This is a genomic window from Pseudomonas glycinis, from assembly GCF_054871425.1.
Window position 1 is genome coordinate 16314 of sequence record NZ_JBTYHF010000007.1, and the last position, 18165, is coordinate 34478.

The following is an 18165-nucleotide window of genomic DNA, read 5'->3' on the forward strand; positions in this document are numbered from 1 at the left end:
TTACAAAGTCAGCGTTCCGGCCCACAACATCCGGCCAGCGTAAATCGCGACGGCCCAGATGATGATCAACACACCCGTTTCCGGACCGCTGAGCGGCTGGCCCTGGCGCGTTTTCAACGTGCCCAGCTGAATCAACGAGCCAGGCGCGTAGAGCAGAGCGCTGAGCAGCAGGTATTTGGGGCCGGCGGCATACAGCTGAATCAATCGGATGATCATTCCCCCGCCGGAATCGATAACGTCGCCCTCAAACCGCCCTCTGCGCGGTTTGTCAGTTCAATCCGTCCGTTCAGTCGCACCGCGATGGTGTTGACAATGGTCAACCCCAACCCGGCGCCATGCGCCGTGCCACGGCTGTAGAAACGCTCGAACAATCGCTCTCTGTCCGATTCATCGATTCCCGGCCCTTGATCGTCGACCGTCAAATGACAGAAGCCATCAGACTTGCTCAGGTGCACGGTGATCGCACCGTGTTCGGGGGAGAAATTCGCCGCGTTGGTGATCAGGTTATTCAGCGCGATATCGATGGCGGCGGGGTCGGCGAGGACATGAAACGGTTGGTCGCTGACCTCGAAGATCAACTCAAGGTGTTTGCTCAGCAACCACGGTGTCAATTGCACCAGGCTGTTGCGTACGGTTTCGCTGAGATCAATGCGTTGCAGTGGCGGCGGATTTGGTTTGGGTTCAAGACGCGCCATGGTCAGCAGCTGATTGACCAGTCGGCTCGTGCGGTCGACTCCGGAGATCAGAAACTCAAGTGACTCACGACGCTCCTCTTCGGTACCGGCCTCCTGCAGATTTTGCGCATGCACCCGCAGCACCGCCAGCGGCGTGCGCATTTCATGCGCGGCATCGGCGATAAAGCGACGCTCCCGGCCGAGCACTTCCTGAATCTGCGCGAGCATGCGATTGAGCGCTGCCTGCATTGGCTCCAGCTCACTGGGCAGGGGCGTCAGTTGCAGCGGCTCAAGTGAACCACTGTGACGGGCGCGCAGAGTCGCCGCCATGTCTGCCAGGGGCTTGAGCCCCCAGCCAATGGCCAGCCAGATCATCGCGGCGAGGATCAGGCTGCCGAGCATGTTCGGCCACAGCGTGTGGCGTACGATGCGGTCGACCAGGTCGGTGCGCACATCGTCGCGCTCGCCGACCCAGATGCGCAGGCCGTTCTGCTTGTCTTCCAGCATGAACGCTCGCCATTGCCGACCTTTCAGATCGACCACATCGCTGAACCCCGTTCTCGTCGGCGGCGCAGTGAAGGAGGGCGCACTGGCGGTATGTACCAGCACCTCGCCTTGCGGGTTCCACACCTGAAAGGCGATTTTGCTTTCGTAAGGATGTCCGTCAACCCGGGGCTTGGCTTCCCCGAGAGCCTGATTGAACGCCTGATACAACTGCGCGTGCTCGGTACTCGCCATCGGCATACGCATTACGCCCTGCAACAGGCGTGCGTTCTGCGCCAATTGCGCGTCGTAGACCTCGGCGATTTCGTGGTTGCTGTCATGCACATTGAAGAGGCTGAGTACCGCCAGACCGGCCAGTAACAGGCCGATGATCAGGGTCAGCGTGCGCCGGCGGATCGAGGTCATCGACGTTCCTCCACCAGATAACCCACGCCGCGGATGGTGCGGATCAGGTCGGTAGAGAACTTCTTGCGCAGGTGATGAATGTGCACTTCGAGGGTGTTGCTTTCCGCTTCTTCATTCCAGCCGTAAAGCAACTGGATCAATTGATCGCGGGTCATCACCCGGCCCGGCGGCGACAGCAGTTCGTGCAGCAGCTGATATTCCTTGGGGGTGAGCGCGACCGGTTGGCCTTGATAACTGACCTGCTGGGTGCCGGGGTTGAGGCTGATGCCGGCGTGTTCGATCAGCGCCTGGGCGCGCCCGGCACTGCGGCGCAACAGGGCACGCAGGCGGGCTTTGAGTTCGGCGAGGTCGAAGGGCTTGACCAGGTAATCGTCAGCACCGGCGTCGAGTCCGGCAATGCGGTCTTCGGTGGCATCGCGCGCGGTGAGAATCAACACCGGCAGGTTCGAACCGCTGTCACGCAGGCGGCGCAACACTTCGAGGCCATCCATGCGCGGCAGGCCGAGGTCCAGCACGGCGACATCAAACGTTTCGCTGAGCAGCGCGTGCAAGGCGCTGCTGCCATCTTTGAGCCAGTCGACCGTGTAACCCTCGCGACCCAACGCCTGGTAAATGCCTTCACCCAGCGCCACGTCATCCTCGATCAGTAATAAACGCACGCGCACTCCTTTCAGTCGAGTTTCTTGTTCACGTCCACCAGCAAGGTGTCGATCTCTTTACGACGCCCGGCATCGGCACTTTCGCGGCCCGCACGAGGTGCGGCTTGTCTGGCCTTGATCAGCGCTGCCTTGGCTTCAGCGTAGCGCTTCTGACGGTAGAGATGGTCGCCCCAGAAGTACAGACTGTCGATGCCATCGGGGTTGAGCTGCAGGGCTTGTTTGAGCAATTGCTCGGCCTTGTCGCTGTCGCCGAAGCCGATCGGCCAGCCCGGTACGCGGTCGTACAGTGCAGCGAGGCTGGTATAGGCCGAGCCTTGCAGGGCCTTGGGGTCAAGCGTCAGGGATTTTTCCAGATCCGCCTTGGCGTCCTTGGCTTTGCCCAGGGCACCGAGCCCGCCCTCGGCACCGGCCCAACTGCTGGTGACGATGCCTTTCCAGATCCAGGCTTCGGCCACATTCGGACGTTGCGTGGTGAACGCGTTGGCTTCGCTGGCCAATTGCTCGAACGCCGCGGCGCGCTGCTTTTCCGCGACCTCGTATTGAATGTGCGCCCAGTTCTGCTGGATTCCGGTGAGACGTTGCTGATCAGCCGGCTCAAGCGCCCAGACACTTTGACTGAGGGCGGCAAACAGCAGGCATGTGGAGAGTTTTTTCATGGCGTTGGAGCCTCGTTATCAGGTTTTTCACTGAGACGGCGGATCAGTGGCAATTGCTTGCGCAAGCCGCGATCCACCAGATGCGGCAGTAAGCTGTTCAAACGGATGAAAAACCGCTCCGGCCAGCCTAGGTACAGGTCACGACGATCGCCGGCAATCGCATGCATCACTGCCGACGCCACGGTCTGCGGATCGTCAACGCTGGCCTTGAGGGCATCGTTCAAGGCTTGCGCAGCGGCGCTGTTCATCGAGGTGCGGGTGGCCCGGGGCGCGACATACAACACGCTGACCCGCGTGTCGGCCAGCTCGCGGCGCAATGCCTCGGAGAATCCGCGCAGGGCAAATTTGCTCGCGCAATAACTGGCGTAACCGGGGTAACCGATCGAGCCATAGGTCGAGCCGACGTTGACCACCATCGCGCTGTCAGCCTGCTTGAGCTGCGGCAACAGCATCTTGGTCAGGCAGATTGGCGCGCTGATGTTCACCGCCAGCATCGCGTTGATGTCACCGTCATCGAGCTGTTCGAGCATGGCGAAGTGATTGACCCCGGCAGCGTTGATCAGCAGGTTGATGCCGCCAATGGCGTCGGCGGCGGCCAACACTTTGCGCCGATCGCTGAGGAAGGTCAGGTCGGCGGCTACCCAGCACAGGTTCTGCGGATATCGCTCAAGCAGCGGCAGCAGCGCCTCCTGATGCCGCGCCACGGCCAATACCCTGGCACCGGCGGCGCACAAGGCACTGGCGATGGCCAGGCCGATGCCGCCACTGGCACCGGTCAGCACCACGCGGGCTTCATGCAGCTGCATGTTGAACCTCAGCGTCGCGCGGCAGACCACGGAACATGTCGGCGTAAAGGCGATAGACGACTTTCGAGGCATGAATGACCGCCGCTTGATCGTCAGGGTCTTGCAGCTGATTCATCAACCGCCGATAGGTCTGCATGTGCTCGATGTCGAGCGAACCGTGGGAGTTCAGATAGCTGAATGCCGTTTCCGGCAGCGCCAGGCGATCGCGAATGCTCCCCGCCGCGTGGGTGGCCAGGGCAATGCTGGTGCCTTCGAGCACGTTTACCATGCCGAACAGACCCACCGGATTGCCCCGGGCGATCAGATCGTAGAGAAAACTGACCATCAGCTCGATCGATAACGACGGCTGACCATCGCGCACGGCGTCGCGATCACCACCACAGGCGGCAATGTCGTTGAGCACCCACTGCTCGTGGCCGTATTCATCTTCAATGTACTCGCACACCGCTTTGCGCAGCCATTCCAGGCGTGTCGGCAGGCGTGCACCGCAAGCCATCATCAGCGGCACGGTGTGGCGCACGTGGTAGTAAGCCTGGGCAAGAAACGCCCGATAGCTGTCGAGGCTGACCTTGCCTTGCAACGCATCGACGATGATCGGCAGGTTGAACAGCTCGTGGCGTTCCCGTTGCGTGGCTTCTTGCAGGGTGTCGAAAAAACTCATTATGCGGATTCCTCGGAAGTGGCGGATTCGGTCAGTTGCGTGCGGTACTGCGCGATGATGGCGTCACGGCGCGGCCGGCCATTGGCGGTGAGCAGGCCGTTGGCCGCAGTGAAGGGCTGCGACAGGCGCGTCCATTGGTGCACCTGGGCGTAATCGGGCAGGGCCGCGTTCGCTTCGGCGACGGCGGCGGCCATTTCGCTGTCGGTGCAATCGGGACGATGCGGCCAGAGCAGGGCGTGGTTGTGCGGCATCGCCTCGCCATAGACGAACGCCTGAGCGATGTGGCGGCGCTGGGTCAGTTCCGACTCGACCCATTCCGGGTTGACGTTTCGCCCGTAGCTGGTGACGAATTGGTGTTTTTTGCGGCCCTTGAGATAAAGAAAGCCTTCCGGATCGAACTCGCCCAGATCGCCACTCGGCCACCATTGATCTGTATACGCCGGCTCCCCCAGATAACCGAGCAACACCGAACCCTTGATCAGCACTTCACCGTCTTCGGCCAACCGAACCTGAATATGAGGCAGAGGGCGCCCGACGCTGCCCGGACGGCGCGCGCCGGGGCGATTGAGGCATACGACCGAGGCGCATTCGGACAAGCCGTATCCCTCGTAAACCGCTAACCCGACCCGTTGCGCGCGGTGCAGCAGATCCGCTGACACCCGCGCGCCACCGACCGCGGCGAAGAGCAAAGTTTGCGGATCGAAAGCGTTCTGTTCAGCGGCGCTGACCAGAACTTGCAGAAGCTGTGGTACGAGTATCAGGCTCTCCGGCGCACGCTTGGCCAGATAACCGAGCAGGCGCGCAACGTCGATGCCGCTGGCGCCTTGAATGCCGAGGGTTGTCTGGCTTGGCAGGCTCAACACCGCACCGGCGTACAGCGCGGCATAACAGCCCAGGTTCTCCAGCAGGATCGCCAAAGGCAACAGCGCCAGATGGTGCTCCGGTCCAGTGGCTGCGCTTGCCTGATCAAGCTCCCGGGCAACGCGCAGGAAGCTGTCGGCGCTCAGGCACACCCCTTTCGGCGTGCCGGTGGTCCCGGAGGTAAACGTGAGTTTCGCGGTGCCCGCCGGCATGCGACTCGGGCCATTGAACGAGCGACACCAGAATTCACCTCGTAATTCATAGCCCGCCGCCAGCAGCTCGGCTTGCAGTTCCGGCTCGGCGATCACCCGTTCGGCCTGGCTCTGCTCCAGACAATGGGCGCGCTGCGCGGCACTGAAAAACGGCGGCAGCGTTACGCAGGTCAAGCCTTCGAACAACACAGCCAGATCCCACAGCATCGCGTCGACGCCGTTGTCCAGCGCCAGCGCGATCACCCGCACCTGCTCATCGCGCAGCCGCTCCTGGCGATACAACACCTCGGCATACAGCGTGGCGTAATCTATTCTCAGCGTGTCGCCCCACAGGGCTGAGGCGTTGTCATTGCGCCGGGCATGGTCGCGCAGGGTTTCCTGGAAGCGCTGCATTTCAAGCGACATGGCAGGCTCCTTCAACGGAAGTCGGCAAACCCAGGCGAGTGAACAGGCCAATATTGCGCAGATGAACAAATCCCGCGCGAATGTTGCCGACGTGCACCCAGGGTTTGCTTTCGTAATAACTGCCCCAGTGTTGACGCTCGTCACCCAGTCGCTGTGGATCAGCGGCGCACAATGTCACGGGCTTCAAACCCAGGCGATGGAAGCTGTTGACCAGCCCGATGTTGCCGGTGAAGGTCACCCATTCCAGGCCGCCCATGGCCAGCAGATAGGTGATGGCGATGATGCTCAGGCGCGCACTGCCGGTATCGCTGGCGGCGAGGTTGCCGACTTCGACAATGACCTTGCGATCCACTGCACGACCGGCGGCACTGATCAACGACTGGATCGGTTCATCCAGATAGCGCTCGAGAAACAGTGCCTGTTGATGCGCTCGACGGACCCCGGCCACGGCGCACAACTGGCCGTCGCTGTTGTGCATGCCGAACAGCTCGGGCATGAAATGGCGGATTTCGGCACCGTGAGCGGTGCGGAAACGCTGCTGGATAAAGGCTTCGAAGGGCGCGCGCAACTCGTCCACCGGCAACGCGTTTCTCAGCGTCATCGGCAACGATTCGGCCTCGCCGAAGCGCAAGGGCAGCGGGATGTTCCAGTCGAATTCGGGCATGGGCAGAGCGCCTCCCTCAATGGGTTTGAGCGCAGTATCCAAGCCATTTCTTAACGAAGTCTGAAGATGAAAAACCGTTAAGCGCAGCGCCAATCTTCAGACTGTCTTAAGGCTGGGCAAGCACGGTAGGCCAGCGAGATGATCGTCGCTCCACAACAAACACGAGGCGTTTCCTATGATCCGCGACACCGCTGTAACCCGTTATGGAAAACTCTCAATCATTCTGCACTGGCTGATGCTGGCGTTGTTCGTCGGGGTGTATGCGTGCGTCGAAATCAAGGGCTATCTGCCCAAGGGCAGTGAGGGGCGCAGCATGCTGATGGGCCTGCATGGCCTGTTTGGCGCCAGCATCTTCGCCTTGGTGTGGATTCGCCTGATCGGCCGCCTGACTCCGCGTCCGCCGATCATCCCCAAGCCACCGGCGTGGCAGACCGCAATCGCGCACCTGACACACCTGGCGCTGTATGGATTGATGATTGTCACACCGCTCCTCGCGTGGCTGATGCTCGCGGCGGGCGATAAGCCGTTTCCGTACTTCGGCTTCCATGTGCCGGCGCCGGTGGCTATTGATCCGGACCTGGCCAAACAACTGAAGTACTGGCACGAATGGATTGGCAGTGCCGGCTACTGGCTGATCGGCCTGCACGCGCTGGCGGGGCTGTTCCACCATTACTGGGTGAAGGACAACACGTTGCAGAGGATGCTGATCGAGCGTGCCCGCTCTTGAGGCAGGCATCTTGCGCTGTTCGTCGAAGGGAATGTTCGCCGCAACTCAAGCGCATGGCTGCGGTGGAGCTGAAAATCCGGAACTGCCAGCCCTCGCCGATGCCGAAATAGCATCGACAACGAGGGCAAAGCCATGACTGAAGAAAAAACCGAAGTGCCGGAAGAAGTACCGGATCAAACAACCCCGGCGCATTCCACCGAGGAAGAGCGCGAGCGCTTGAAGGACTTCAACAAGGACGGCATCCCGCCGGGCAGTTGCTGATCAGCGGTCACCGCGGTTGCGTCACCAATTCTCCGCTGATCGCATCCATCATCGCCGGGTGCTCCTCAGCGGCGACGCGCAAATCCTCGGTGACCCGCAACTCCGCACCCGTCGGCGAATAGGTGGCTGCCGCCGTGAACGGGGCGGGGTTGGCTGGCACCGGGCGTTTGCCGCGGCGCCAGAAGAAAAAGCTGACCATGCTCAGATTGACCACTGCGAAGACCCAGAACAGGCCGTTGGCGCCGAACGAGTTCATCACCGGCGAGATCATCATCGGGCTGATGGCCGAGCCCAGCGAGTTGATCAGCAGCAAACCCTGAATCATCGGCACCAGCGCTTCGGCCGGGGCGCGGTCGGCCGCGTGGCTGACGGCCACCGGGTACAGCGCGAAGACGCCGCCACCGAGCAGAAACAGCATCGCCGCGAGCATTGTCGAAGACAGCGGCAGCAGCACAATCACCAGTGATAACGCGGTGCACGCCACCGTCAGCAGCGTCAGCACCTGCAAGCGATCGGTGCGGTCGGACCAGCGTCCGACCGGATACTGCAGCAGCATCGCGCCGAGAATCGTCCAGGCCATCATGCTGCCGACTTCACCGACGTCCAGACCTCTGCGTTGCAGATACAGCGGCAACAAGGTGTAGATCGCCGCGATGGTCACGCCCGAACCGAAACAGCCGACCAGCCCGGTCGGCGTCACGCCCAGCAGTTGCCGGGGCTTGAGTGGCTCGACCTGATCGAGCAGCGGCGAGACGCGCGGCAGGATCACGATCGGCAGCACCGACAACGCAGCGAGCATGCCAGCGACCATGAACGGCGCGCTGTCGCTCATGCCGGTGATGGTCCCCAGCGTCGCCTGGCCCAGAACGCCAGCGCCATAAAGCACGATCATGTACAGCGCGAGCAAGCGCCCGCGAATCTTCTCGTCACCGGCCAGCAGCAGCCAGCTTTCGATCACCAGAAACACACCGACCGTCGCCCAGCCGTTGATCAGGCGCAGGACCAGCCAGCCCCAGGTGTCATAAAACAGACCTTGCAACAGGATCGTCACGGCAATCAGCGAGGCGAAGCTGCCGTAGGCACGAATATGGCCGATGCGCAGAATCAGCCGGTCGTTGAACACCGCGCCCAGCGTCAGGCCGATGAAATAGGCCGACGAAACAATTCCGATCATCGTCGCCGAGGCGCCGGCGGCGTCCAGGCGAAGGGTGGTCAGGGAAGACAGAAAACCGTTGCCCAGAGCAATAATGAACAGCCCGAGCAGGGGCGCCAGCGCCATGGCCAGCAAACGCGGAGACATAAAAACCTCAAGAAATCGAACAGCGCAACGTGCGCCTCTGCGCATGCGGTTGCCAGGCTGGAACAGGTGTTGTGCAAATGTCTGCCGATCGGGCAGGGCGGTGGCGTCGGACGACATGGCCAGCCCTGCAAGTTCGCGTCTGTGACCAGACGCGCGCTTGCAAGAGCGCGCGGGATTCTACGGCTTGCGCAGGATTTGCCAATAGCTGAAGGCTGCGACGTTAGGACGCAGGCAATTTCGAAGTCGAAGAGGAGGCTGAAAACCCAACATCAAGCTCAGCTCTGACAAGGGCCTGCCAGCGAAAGCTGACGCAGGCCCTTGCTCGTTTCAGCGCCTAAGTATGCGAAATCAACAAATCACTGATGATGCAGATCGAGCCATCCTCTGGCGGCGTGGCGTCGGTGTAGTCGATCTGGTTGTAGACCCCGCCGTGGAAATTGAACACCTGCGAATTCCAGGTTGAGTCGAGCTGCAAATCACCTGATGTACCGACAACGCCGTTGTAGTCAACGGTGACTCGAGCTACGCCGGCAGAGTTGGCGCGAATGGTGATCTTGAACTTCGCCCCCAGCGGCACGCCCTTGAGCACCGTGGTGTTGACCGGAGTGGTCTGATTGAAGCTCTGGCGGAAGCCCATGGTGATGTTGCCTTTTTGCCAGAACACCTTGATGGCCGGGCTGTCGTCGTTTTTCACATGCATTTGCGAGATCACCACTTTCTGCGCTGAGTTGACCTTGGTCACGCTCATCTCCTGATAGTTGAGGTGGTCAGCGGCGCTGGCCAGCGACCAGTAGGTCGCTTCCTTCCATTCGCAGCGGGTGCGGTGAGTGCTCTTGCTCGAGGCGCCTTTGGTGGGGGCGGACAGTTGCAGTGATCCGTCCGGCAGGATCGTGACGATACTGGGGAATTGCGCGATCGCCTGGGCTCCGTTGAGCTCCAGTGCGACCGGATTGGTCGCCGAGACGGGAACCGGAGTGGAGAGGGTGAGATTGCTGATGTTTACGGCCATGGTTTCTACTCCTGACGATAAAAATCATTGGCGCTCCAAGCCTCAGGCCATTCCTGATCCGCACATTTGCCTGCGCGGACTTTCACCACCTCGGGGGCTCAGCAGCATGGCGACGCAGGCGGCCGCCGCGAAAACACAAAGGGCAACGGTCACACCCGTCGCCTCCAGCACTGCACCGAAAATCGGTGTGCCGGCGGTCTGACCGAGTGCCAGCACCAGAAACGGAATGCCCAATCCCAAGTCCGGGCGATCCGGGAACAAGCGGATGCCTTGCAACAGATAAACGCCTGAAGAAACGATGTAGGCCGCGCCAAACAGGCTCATCGCGGCGAGGCCGTAAATGGCAGAAGCGCCAGTGGTGACAAGTCCCAGCGTGCCGGCCGCGATCCCTGCGAGCGCCAAATGCTGCATGCGTGCGACACCAAAGCGGTCTGTAAGCACACCGGTTGCGCAACCACTGATGCCCGCGGCGCCCAACACGATCCAGGCCCAGGCAATCGACTGATCGGAAAATCCAGCCTCGCTGCGCAGAATGTCGGCACCGAATGTCCAGATCGCCGTGCTCGCCAACCCCATCAGAAAGGCACTGACGCACAGCGGCAGTACGCCCGGCCGACGCAACATTGGCAGAGAAAAATTCTGCGCGACGTCATGTACCTCCCGGCGCGGTACCGCAAACCAGAGCCACACCGTTACGCCGACGCCGATCAAGGCGAAAAGCGCATAGAGCTGGCGCCATTGTCCTGCAGCCACTATCGCTGCCACGCCGGAAAAGACAATCCCGGCCGCCGTCCCGGCATTGATGAAACCATTGGCTCGCGGTCGATCCGCATCATCAAGACGCGCCGCCACTGCGCTGGCCAATGGCGGCGAGGTCAAACCGGTGCTCAATCCCGCCAGGGCCACGCCGCAACCCAACGTCAATCCCGACGACGCGAGCACAATCAAACCCATCCCGAGCGCCGCCGCCGCGCCGGCCATTACCGTCAACCCACGCGGACTCACTTTGCCGTTGCACACAAACGTCGCGACGATGCCCACGCAATACGCCGCAAATGCACTGCCGCCGATCCATCCAGCGGCGGAAACACTCAGTGCCAGATCCTGACGAATCTGTGGCAGCAGCAGGCCATAGGCGAAGCGTGCCAGACCGTAGGACAACGCCGTCAACGCGAAGGCCGCCAGCACCAGATTGATGCCGCGCTTCACGAGCCCATTCCTCCCGCAAGCGCGCGCCTTTGAAGATCGGTCATTTAGCAGCAGACGTGGTTTTTTTGCGGGTTCTGGTCGCGGGAGCAACGGTCCCAGGCTTGGCCTTTTTCCGTGGTGCCGGCGGCGCTACGCTGCTGGCGACCGAACCTGGCAAGCCATCGGAATCGAACGCATCCAGTTCTGCGCGCGCCTGCAACCAGTGCTCGAAATCACTTCCGTGCGGCCGACCTTGTTCCTCCCAAAGCCTGTAGGCGATCTTGCGGATGGTTTCCTCGTCCATTTCGTTGTCTCCTGCTGATGTAAAAAAGTGCCTCGAAGGCGAGCACCCCTGGCGGATCACGGGGAAATCGGATCGCTGGCGGGAAAGGTTTCCTCGACTGCCTGATCCAGTTTCGAGTCACTGACATTGCGCTCATCGGCCCCAAGGTTCTGCTCGCAATGGCAGGTCGAGGACGGGCAGGGTTGGCCCTTCGGGTGAAGATCCGCGCAGGCCTGACTGCAAAACTGCTTGCCGTCACGCTCGAAGGTTTGCTCGCCGCTGCATTTGCAGGTGCAGCCCGGGCAGGCGCAATCAATTGTTGAAGGATCGTTAGCCATGGGTTTCCTCCAGGTGGTCTGTAAAGGCAGTCGTTACCGATTCTGATAACCCGCCCCGCACCTGCGTTTGATGATTTTCCCCCACGCCCGATGAGTGGTAGAGCGCAGAGGGCGAGGGCAGTAAGGCGTTCAACGCGAGGGAAAGATTCAGCGCCAGGATCAGCAGGATCGATACGCTGAAAATGCGCCGCGCCCAGACTTTCGGATTGGTGGTTCGCACCGGTCGCAACGTCAGATAAAACCAGTAGCCGCCCAGGCCAAGTACCACCAGCGGATAAGAAACATTGATAGCCGCAACCCAGCCCAATATCGCCGCGCTGATCAGGAACGCGACCATGTACAGGTTGATCTCGCGTCGTGCCTGTCTGAGCGTCAAGGTTGGCAATCCGGCGGCACGAAAGTCTTCATGGCGCATGACGGTGATCGCGTGGGAGTGGGGCATCTGCCAGCAGCAAAACACCACGATGAGCATCAGCGCCGTGGCATCGAAGCTGCCGGTCACGGCGCAATAACCGACCACCGGCGGCATGGCCCCGGACAGGCTGCCGACCAGCGTGCCCCAGTGCGAACGGCGTTTCATCAGGCAGGTATAAACGCCCGCATAAACGATCAGACCGACTGCCGCCATGGCGCAGGCCAATGCTGTGGTGCCGAGCCACAGCAAACCGAAGCCGATCACACCCAGCACCGTCGCGTAGCAAAACGCACTGGGCAACGACACAGCGCGAACGGCCAGCGCCCGATGACAGGTGCGCACCATGCGCCGGTCGATATCGCGGTCGACGCAGTTGTTGATCACGCAACCGCAAGCGATGACCAGCGCGGTGCCGAGCAGGGCGGCCAAGAAATGCGCCAGGGACACCGGGCGGCCACCGGCGGCAAGCAGATAACCGCCGAACACCGAAGCCAGATTGCCGACGATGATGCCGGGCTTGGTCAGTTCCAGCCCGACATTCAGCGACAGCCGCCATTGCTTCAGTGCGCCAGCATGTTGTGGTGAATGCTGTCCATGATCCATAGCGAAAGCCCCACCAGCAGAAGAATGATCACCACCGAGAAGATCAGCGCTCTGAGGTTCCAGCGTTGCTCCTTGGCGGTGTCCAGATGCAGGAAATATTTGAGGTGGGCGAAGACCTGCACCACGCCAAGTGCAACCACTACCCAAGCGGTGACGCTGCGTGGCAACGTCGGGTACATGACCAGGCCAAAGGGAATGACGGTCAGGATCACTGAAATAATGAAACCGACCATGTATGAACGACTAGTGCCATGGCTGGTGCCGGCACTGCTATGAATCGGACTCTGGTTATACATGTCACACCACCCCCAGCAGATAAACCACGGTAAATACGCAGATCCACACCACATCGAGGAAGTGCCAGAACAGACTCAGGCAACTCAAGCGTGTCGTATTGGTGTTGGTCAGGCCCCGGCTGCTTACTTGCAGCATCAACACCGCCATCCACACCAGACCACTGAGCACGTGCGCGCCGTGGGTGCCGACGAGGGTGAAGAACGCGGTGAGGAAACCGCTGCGATCCGGCCCGTAGCCTTCTGCGATCAGATGATGGAATTCGTTGATTTCCATGGCGATGAAGCCGCAACCCAGCACGAAGGTGACGCCAAGCCAGCGCAGCACATGGGCTTTGTCATTGCGGTTCATCGCCAGCATCGCGTAGCCGTATGTGATGCTGCTGAGCAGCAGCAACGCGGTTTCGGCAAGGACATAGGGCAATTCGAAAATGTCGACGGTCGAGGGCCCGCCAGCCACGCTGTCACGCAGTACGGCATAGCCTGCGAACAGCGTCGCAAACAGGATGCAGTCGGTCATCAGGTAGATCCAGAAACCGAAAATGCGCATCGAGCCCGCGTCTTCATGGCCATGTTCATGGCTGTGCGCGATGTCTTTATCCAGAACGATATTGGACATGTTCAAGCCTCCGCCAAGTCTTTGAGACGCGCTTTTTCAATCCGCGCCACTTCCTGCGCCGGGACGAAATAGTCGATGTCTTCGTCATAGCTGCGCACGACCATTGCCACCACCGAAGCGACCAGGCCGAAGATCGCCAGCCACCAGATATGCCACACCAGGGCGAAGCTGCAGATCAGCGCGAAGACACTGATCACCAGGCCGGCGGAGGTGTTGCGCGGCATATGGATGGCGCGGTAGTCGGTGTGACTGAGGGTGCTGACGCCGCGCTCCTTCATGCCCCAATAGGCGTCGAGATCGTTGACTTTCGGTTGCTCGGCGAAGTTGTAGAACGGCGGCGGCGAGGCCGTGGCCCATTCCAGCGTGCGGCCGTCCCACGGGTCGCCGGTGAGGTCGCGCAGTTTCGCGCGGTTGCGAATGCTCACGTAGAGCTGCAACGCCTGCGCGGAGACGCCACAAAGAATGATGCCGACGCCAAACAGTTCCAGCAGCAGCCACGGTTGCCAGGCCGGGTTGTCGAAATGGTTCAGGCGCCGGGTCATGCCCATGAAACCGAGCACGTAGGACGGCATGAACGCGAAGTAGAAACCGACCAGCCAGCACCAGAACGCAATGCGCCCGAGGCGGTCGTTGAGGCGGAAACCGAACGCCTTGGGGAACCAGTAAGTCAGCCCGGCCATGTAGCCGAACACCGCGCCGCCGATGATCACGTTATGGAAGTGCGCGATCAGGAACAGGCTGTTGTGCAGCAGGAAGTCGGCCCCGGGCACCGCCAGCAGCACGCCGGTCATGCCGCCGATACTGAACGTGACGATAAAGCCCAGCGTCCACAGCATCGGCGTTTCGAAGCGCACGCGGCCGCGATACATGGTGAACAGCCAGGTGAAGATCTTCACCCCGGTCGGCACTGCAATGATCATCGTCATGATGCCGAAGAACGCATTGACGTTGGCCCCCGCGCCCATGGTGAAGAAGTGGTGCAGCCAGACGATGAACGACAGGATCGTGATCGCAATCGTCGCCCACACCAGCGAGACATAGCCGAACAGGCGCTTGCTGCTGAAGGTCGCGGCGATCTCCGAGAAGATCCCGAACGCCGGCAGGATCAGGATGTACACCTCCGGATGGCCCCAGGCCCAGATGAGGTTGACGTACATCATCGGGTTGCCGCCGGCCTCGTTGGTGAAAAAATGCATGCCCAGATATCGATCGAGGGTCAGCATCAACAGGGTGGCGGTAAGGATCGGGAATGCAGCAAGAATCAGGATCGAGGTGCACAGTGCGTTCCAGGTGAACACCGGCATCTTGAACAGGGTCATGCCTTCGGTGCGCATCTTGAGAATGGTCACGAAGAAATTGACCCCGGTTAACAGCGTCCCTATGCCGGATATCTGTAATGACCAGATGTAGTAATCCACCCCGACCCCGGGGCTGTAGCCAAGTTCGGACAGGGGCGGGTAGGCGACCCAACCGGTGCGGGCAAATTCACCGACGCCCAGCGAGATGTTCACCAGTGCCGCGCCAACCACGAACAGCCAGAAACTCAGCGCGTTGAGGAACGGGTAGGCGACGTCGCGGGCGCCGATCTGCAGTGGCACGACGATGTTCATCAGGCCGACCACGAACGGCATGGCCATGAAGAAAATCATGATCACGCCGTGGGCAGTGAAGATCTGGTCGTAGTGTTCCGGCGGCAGATAACCCGGCCCGCCACTGGATGCCATGGCCTGCTGGGTGCGCATCATGATCGCGTCGGAGAAACCGCGCAGCAGCATGACCAACGCGACGATGATGTACATGCAGCCGATTTTCTTGTGATCCACCGAAGTGAACCACTCGCGCCACAGGTAGCCCCACTTGCGCTTCCAGGTGACGGTACCGACCAGGGCAAAACCCATCAGGCCGACGATAGCCAGGGTGTACATGACAATCGGCTCGTGCAATGGAACCGCGTCCCATGAAAGTTTCCCGAACATGATTTAACGCTCCTCGGCCAGCAGACTCGGTTGTTGATTGACGCGCACATCGTCGCTGTTGCGTTGCACTTGGGTTTCCTTCTTGCGCGGTGCTTTGTTCATTCCTTCGTACTTGTCGACGATGTCGAGAAACAGTCGCTCCTGCACAGCCGAGTAATAAGTGATCTTGTGCGCCACTGAAGGCTTGGCCAACTCGGCATAACTGGCTTGATCAAGTTGCCCGGGCGCCGCTTTGACTTTGTTGACCCACGCTTCGTAATCCGCGCCGTTGAGTGCCAGGGTGCTGAAGTGCATGTCGGAAAAACCGTGGCCGTTATAGTTCGCGGCAATCCCGCGATACTGGCCGATTTCATTGGCGATCAAATGCAACTTGGTCTGCATGCCGGCCATGGCATATATCTGCCCACCGAGTGCCGGAATAAAGAATGAAGTCATGGCCGCGTCGGAAGTGACGGTAAAACTCACCGGCGTATTCACCGGTATCGCCAGTTCATTGACCGAGGCAATGCCCAGATCGGGGTAGATGAACAGCCATTTCCAGTCCGTTGCCACCACTTGCACATTGAGGTGCGGCACGTCGGAGTCCAACGGGCGATAGGGATCGAGTGCATGGGTGGTTTCCCAGGTCACCCAGCCGAGCACGCAAATAATCAGGAACGGCACGCCCCAGACCACCGCTTCGATCTTGTGCGAACTGGCCCAACGCGGCGAATAACGGGCCTTCTTGTTGGTCGCGCGGTAGCGATAGGCGAACAGGAAGGTCATGACGATGACCGGGATCACCACCAACAGCATCAGGCCCGTGGCGAGAATGATCAGGTCGCGTTCATCGCGGGCAACATCGCCCTTGGGGTTGAACACCACCAGATTGCAACCGGCGAGCAGAACGCTGGTAGCGAGATAGACCAGGCAATAGCTGATTGTTCGCTTCATACATGCTCCTGTTCTTTATATCGATCCTTGTTTTCTTCGGGCAACAGTTGGCCATGGACAGAAAACCCTGTTTCTGTACCGGCTAATCACGCTGGGCTGAATAACGAGTTGTACTTGAGCTCGCCTGGGCCACGAACTTTTTGAATGAGCATTGCGACGTTGGTTTTACAGAATGTTACGCAAGCTGACGAACGGTTGAACTAGCGAAACGGCGGGCGCGAATCAACGCGCTATGCTGAAAATGCCTCTTGGCAATCCGTGGAATTATTCCGCCAAAGGAAAGATCTTTGACGTGAGCGAGTTGAGTTCAGGAGTACGACATGTTCAAACGCGGCGAAACCTACAACAAATGGAAGGCGACGGAAAAGGCGGAAAAGTGCCATACCGAAGAGGTTGAAAACGGCTGTCATATCGAGGTACGGGCACGGGAAGCCGATGATGGCGACGTCGAAATGTTCATCAGCGTTTACACCGCGACCGGCGAATGCGCTTACGAACGCATCAGGAAATTGCCCGGCGTGGAATGGGAAGTCGAGGACGCGCTCAAACGTGGCATCGATCAGGCAGAACGAATTGCCGGCGGCGAGTCCGGACGATTGTCCTGTGCCGATGCGCACGGCCACGAGAATGAGTGACCGTGCGCAGCTTTCAATTGGCCTGGCGAACGTCAACCTGGCCGAGTTCATTGCACTGCCAGCGCCAGGCATCGGCGAGCATGCTGTGCAGTGAGCGGCTCGCCTGCCAGCCCAGTTCTTCGAGGGCTTTTTGCGGGTCCGCCCAGCATCGCGCGATGTCGCCGGGGCGCCTTGCTTCAATCCGCAAAGGGATCTTGATACCGGTCACTTGCTCGAAGGCGCTGACTACCTCCAGCACCGAATAGCCGCGCCCGGTACCGAGGTTCCAGATGCTCACACCACGGCGATCGCGCAAGGCGTCGAGCGCGCAGACGTGCCCGAGTGCAAGGTCGACGACGTGCAGATAATCGCGAATGCCGGTGCCGTCCGGGGTCGGGTAATCGTTGCCGAACACTGACAGCTGCGCGCGCTGGCCACTGGCAACTTCCAGCAGATAGGGCAGCAGGTTGTTGGGCGTGCTGGTGGGTGCCTCGCCGAGCAGGCCGGAAGGGTGCGCACCAATCGGATTGAAATAGCGCAGCAGGCCGATCGACCAGCGCGGGTCGGAACTGGCGACACTCTTCATGATGTTTTCCGACATCAGTTTCGACATGCCGTAAGGGTTGGTCGGCTGGCCAGTGGCGCAGTTTTCGTTGATTGGCAGGGTGGCGCAGTCGCCATAAACAGTGGCCGATGAACTGAACACCAGATGGAAAACTCCGGCCTGGGCCATGGCCTGGCACAAGGTCAGGCTGCCGCCGACATTGGTGTCGAAATAGCGCAGGGGTTCACGCACGCTTTCGCCGACCGCTTTCAACCCGGCGCAATGCACCACGGCGTCGATCGGGTAGTCCCGCAACAGGTTGTCGAGCAGTCGTCGATTGCGTACATCGCCCTGGATGAACTCCGGTCGTTTCCCGGCCAGCGTACTGATGCGCTCGATTGCCGCGCGCTGGCTGTTGCACAAATTATCGAGGATCACCACATCCTCGCCGTTGCCCAGCCATTGCAGTGCGACATGCGCACCAATGTATCCCGCACCACCCGTAATCAAGATCATGCGCCCGCCCTCACAAGTGACGCCATCGGCGATGGCTTC

Annotated in this window: 22 protein-coding genes; 3 read left to right on the top strand and 19 right to left on the bottom strand. The window is 60.5% G+C overall.

Translation table 11 applies throughout. The annotated features are described in order from the left end of the window. Genes ACYSTU_RS17380 through ACYSTU_RS17415 form a run of 8 tightly spaced genes read right to left on the bottom strand, consistent with a single transcriptional unit; the run spans nt 1 to nt 6507 of the window. Nucleotides 1–216, bottom strand: coding sequence for a hypothetical protein (locus tag ACYSTU_RS17380; protein WP_264365164.1), 216 nt, complete (start codon nt 214–216; stop codon nt 1–3). Continuing rightward, nucleotides 213–1583, bottom strand: a complete 1371-nt coding sequence (locus tag ACYSTU_RS17385; protein WP_110599423.1) for an ATP-binding protein — start codon at nt 1581–1583, stop codon at nt 213–215. The genes ACYSTU_RS17380 and ACYSTU_RS17385 overlap by 4 nt, the downstream gene beginning before the upstream one ends. Beyond that, complete coding sequence (locus tag ACYSTU_RS17390) at nt 1580–2242, bottom strand: response regulator (RefSeq protein WP_016774538.1); 663 nt, start codon at nt 2240–2242, stop codon at nt 1580–1582. Before ACYSTU_RS17390 ends, ACYSTU_RS17385 begins: the two co-directional genes overlap by 4 nt. 11 nt (nt 2243–2253) lie before the next feature. After that, nucleotides 2254–2898 carry a tetratricopeptide repeat protein gene (locus ACYSTU_RS17395; protein WP_016774539.1) on the bottom strand — a complete coding sequence of 215 codons (645 nt, stop codon included), beginning with the start codon at nt 2896–2898 and terminating at the stop codon, nt 2254–2256. Continuing rightward, complete coding sequence (locus ACYSTU_RS17400; protein WP_110599427.1) at nt 2895–3704, bottom strand: SDR family oxidoreductase; 810 nt, start codon at nt 3702–3704, stop codon at nt 2895–2897. The genes ACYSTU_RS17395 and ACYSTU_RS17400 overlap by 4 nt, the downstream gene beginning before the upstream one ends. Continuing rightward, a complete protein-coding gene (locus ACYSTU_RS17405; protein WP_130900931.1) occupies nt 3691–4365 on the bottom strand; it encodes an iron-containing redox enzyme family protein in 675 nt (224 codons plus the stop codon). The genes ACYSTU_RS17400 and ACYSTU_RS17405 overlap by 14 nt, the downstream gene beginning before the upstream one ends. Further along, a complete protein-coding gene (locus tag ACYSTU_RS17410) occupies nt 4365–5843 on the bottom strand; it encodes an AMP-binding protein (protein ID WP_499000391.1) in 1479 nt (492 codons plus the stop codon). Before ACYSTU_RS17410 ends, ACYSTU_RS17405 begins: the two co-directional genes overlap by 1 nt. Beyond that, complete coding sequence (locus ACYSTU_RS17415; protein ID WP_207807853.1) at nt 5833–6507, bottom strand: thermostable hemolysin; 675 nt, start codon at nt 6505–6507, stop codon at nt 5833–5835. Before ACYSTU_RS17415 ends, ACYSTU_RS17410 begins: the two co-directional genes overlap by 11 nt. Before the next feature lie 175 nt (nt 6508–6682). Between ACYSTU_RS17415 and ACYSTU_RS17420 the strand changes: the two genes are divergently transcribed. Both ACYSTU_RS17420 and ACYSTU_RS17425 read left to right on the top strand, forming a co-directional pair. Then, the gene (locus tag ACYSTU_RS17420) at nt 6683–7234 is read left to right on the top strand and encodes a cytochrome b (protein ID WP_110599435.1); all 552 of its coding nucleotides are present in this window, start codon (nt 6683–6685) and stop codon (nt 7232–7234) included. Nucleotides 7235–7366: 132 nt separating this feature from the next. Then, nucleotides 7367–7495 carry a hypothetical protein gene (locus ACYSTU_RS17425; protein ID WP_256205753.1) on the top strand — a complete coding sequence of 43 codons (129 nt, stop codon included), beginning with the start codon at nt 7367–7369 and terminating at the stop codon, nt 7493–7495. A 7-nt stretch (nt 7496–7502) separates the two neighbouring features. On the opposite strand, the gene ACYSTU_RS17430 is transcribed toward ACYSTU_RS17425, so the two are convergent. The 10 genes from ACYSTU_RS17430 to cyoA all read right to left on the bottom strand — a co-directional run bounded on the left by ACYSTU_RS17430 (nt 7503) and on the right by cyoA (nt 16452). After that, complete coding sequence (locus ACYSTU_RS17430; protein ID WP_323167399.1) at nt 7503–8840, bottom strand: MFS transporter; 1338 nt, start codon at nt 8838–8840, stop codon at nt 7503–7505. A 289-nt stretch (nt 8841–9129) separates the two neighbouring features. Then, complete coding sequence (locus ACYSTU_RS17435) at nt 9130–9804, bottom strand: polysaccharide lyase family 7 protein (RefSeq protein WP_499000395.1); 675 nt, start codon at nt 9802–9804, stop codon at nt 9130–9132. Between the two features lie 42 nt (nt 9805–9846). Then, nucleotides 9847–11013, bottom strand: a complete 1167-nt coding sequence (locus ACYSTU_RS17440) for an MFS transporter (protein WP_499000398.1) — start codon at nt 11011–11013, stop codon at nt 9847–9849. A 40-nt stretch (nt 11014–11053) separates the two neighbouring features. Beyond that, the gene (locus tag ACYSTU_RS17445) at nt 11054–11296 is read right to left on the bottom strand and encodes a DUF2934 domain-containing protein (RefSeq protein ID WP_136493453.1); all 243 of its coding nucleotides are present in this window, start codon (nt 11294–11296) and stop codon (nt 11054–11056) included. A gap of 56 nt (nt 11297–11352) precedes the next feature. Continuing rightward, nucleotides 11353–11613, bottom strand: a complete 261-nt coding sequence (locus ACYSTU_RS17450; RefSeq protein WP_024012801.1) for a metallothionein — start codon at nt 11611–11613, stop codon at nt 11353–11355. Then, nucleotides 11606–12631, bottom strand: a complete 1026-nt coding sequence (gene cyoE, locus ACYSTU_RS17455; protein WP_499000402.1) for a heme o synthase — start codon at nt 12629–12631, stop codon at nt 11606–11608. Before cyoE ends, ACYSTU_RS17450 begins: the two co-directional genes overlap by 8 nt. Next, the gene (gene cyoD, locus ACYSTU_RS17460; RefSeq protein WP_016774550.1) at nt 12589–12927 is read right to left on the bottom strand and encodes a cytochrome o ubiquinol oxidase subunit IV; all 339 of its coding nucleotides are present in this window, start codon (nt 12925–12927) and stop codon (nt 12589–12591) included. Before cyoD ends, cyoE begins: the two co-directional genes overlap by 43 nt. A 1-nt stretch (nt 12928) precedes the next feature. Next, nucleotides 12929–13543, bottom strand: a complete 615-nt coding sequence (locus ACYSTU_RS17465) for a cytochrome o ubiquinol oxidase subunit III (RefSeq protein ID WP_110599448.1) — start codon at nt 13541–13543, stop codon at nt 12929–12931. A gap of 2 nt (nt 13544–13545) precedes the next feature. Next, nucleotides 13546–15519, bottom strand: a complete 1974-nt coding sequence (cyoB, locus tag ACYSTU_RS17470) for a cytochrome o ubiquinol oxidase subunit I (RefSeq protein ID WP_016774552.1) — start codon at nt 15517–15519, stop codon at nt 13546–13548. Nucleotides 15520–15522: 3 nt separating this feature from the next. Continuing rightward, the gene (gene cyoA / locus ACYSTU_RS17475; RefSeq protein WP_499000407.1) at nt 15523–16452 is read right to left on the bottom strand and encodes a ubiquinol oxidase subunit II; all 930 of its coding nucleotides are present in this window, start codon (nt 16450–16452) and stop codon (nt 15523–15525) included. Between the two features lie 320 nt (nt 16453–16772). Between cyoA and ACYSTU_RS17480 the strand changes: the two genes are divergently transcribed. Beyond that, the gene (locus ACYSTU_RS17480; RefSeq protein ID WP_016774554.1) at nt 16773–17087 is read left to right on the top strand and encodes a hypothetical protein; all 315 of its coding nucleotides are present in this window, start codon (nt 16773–16775) and stop codon (nt 17085–17087) included. 13 nt (nt 17088–17100) lie between these two features. On the opposite strand, the gene galE is transcribed toward ACYSTU_RS17480, so the two are convergent. Beyond that, nucleotides 17101–18126, bottom strand: coding sequence for a UDP-glucose 4-epimerase GalE (gene galE, locus ACYSTU_RS17485; protein ID WP_499000903.1), 1026 nt, complete (start codon nt 18124–18126; stop codon nt 17101–17103). Between the last annotated feature and the right edge of the window lie 39 nt (nt 18127–18165).

Coding starts and splice junctions, on each gene's coding strand:
- ACYSTU_RS17380 (WP_264365164.1), bottom strand. CDS start 216: ATGATCATCCGATTGATTCAGCTGTATGCCGCCGGCCCCAAATACCTG.
- ACYSTU_RS17385 (WP_110599423.1), bottom strand. CDS start 1,583: ATGACCTCGATCCGCCGGCGCACGCTGACCCTGATCATCGGCCTGTTA.
- ACYSTU_RS17395 (WP_016774539.1), bottom strand. CDS start 2,898: ATGAAAAAACTCTCCACATGCCTGCTGTTTGCCGCCCTCAGTCAAAGT.
- ACYSTU_RS17400 (WP_110599427.1), bottom strand. CDS start 3,704: ATGCAGCTGCATGAAGCCCGCGTGGTGCTGACCGGTGCCAGTGGCGGC.
- ACYSTU_RS17405 (WP_130900931.1), bottom strand. CDS start 4,365: ATGAGTTTTTTCGACACCCTGCAAGAAGCCACGCAACGGGAACGCCAC.
- ACYSTU_RS17410 (WP_499000391.1), bottom strand. CDS start 5,843: ATGTCGCTTGAAATGCAGCGCTTCCAGGAAACCCTGCGCGACCATGCC.
- ACYSTU_RS17415 (WP_207807853.1), bottom strand. CDS start 6,507: ATGCCCGAATTCGACTGGAACATCCCGCTGCCCTTGCGCTTCGGCGAG.
- ACYSTU_RS17420 (WP_110599435.1), top strand. CDS start 6,683: ATGATCCGCGACACCGCTGTAACCCGTTATGGAAAACTCTCAATCATT.
- ACYSTU_RS17425 (WP_256205753.1), top strand. CDS start 7,367: ATGACTGAAGAAAAAACCGAAGTGCCGGAAGAAGTACCGGATCAAACA.
- ACYSTU_RS17430 (WP_323167399.1), bottom strand. CDS start 8,840: ATGCGCAGAGGCGCACGTTGCGCTGTTCGATTTCTTGAGGTTTTTATG.
- ACYSTU_RS17435 (WP_499000395.1), bottom strand. CDS start 9,804: ATGGCCGTAAACATCAGCAATCTCACCCTCTCCACTCCGGTTCCCGTC.
- ACYSTU_RS17445 (WP_136493453.1), bottom strand. CDS start 11,296: ATGGACGAGGAAACCATCCGCAAGATCGCCTACAGGCTTTGGGAGGAA.
- ACYSTU_RS17450 (WP_024012801.1), bottom strand. CDS start 11,613: ATGGCTAACGATCCTTCAACAATTGATTGCGCCTGCCCGGGCTGCACC.
- cyoE (WP_499000402.1), bottom strand. CDS start 12,631: ATGGATCATGGACAGCATTCACCACAACATGCTGGCGCACTGAAGCAA.
- cyoD (WP_016774550.1), bottom strand. CDS start 12,927: ATGTATAACCAGAGTCCGATTCATAGCAGTGCCGGCACCAGCCATGGC.
- ACYSTU_RS17465 (WP_110599448.1), bottom strand. CDS start 13,543: ATGTCCAATATCGTTCTGGATAAAGACATCGCGCACAGCCATGAACAT.
- cyoB (WP_016774552.1), bottom strand. CDS start 15,519: ATGTTCGGGAAACTTTCATGGGACGCGGTTCCATTGCACGAGCCGATT.
- cyoA (WP_499000407.1), bottom strand. CDS start 16,452: ATGAAGCGAACAATCAGCTATTGCCTGGTCTATCTCGCTACCAGCGTT.
- ACYSTU_RS17480 (WP_016774554.1), top strand. CDS start 16,773: ATGTTCAAACGCGGCGAAACCTACAACAAATGGAAGGCGACGGAAAAG.
- galE (WP_499000903.1), bottom strand. CDS start 18,126: ATGATCTTGATTACGGGTGGTGCGGGATACATTGGTGCGCATGTCGCA.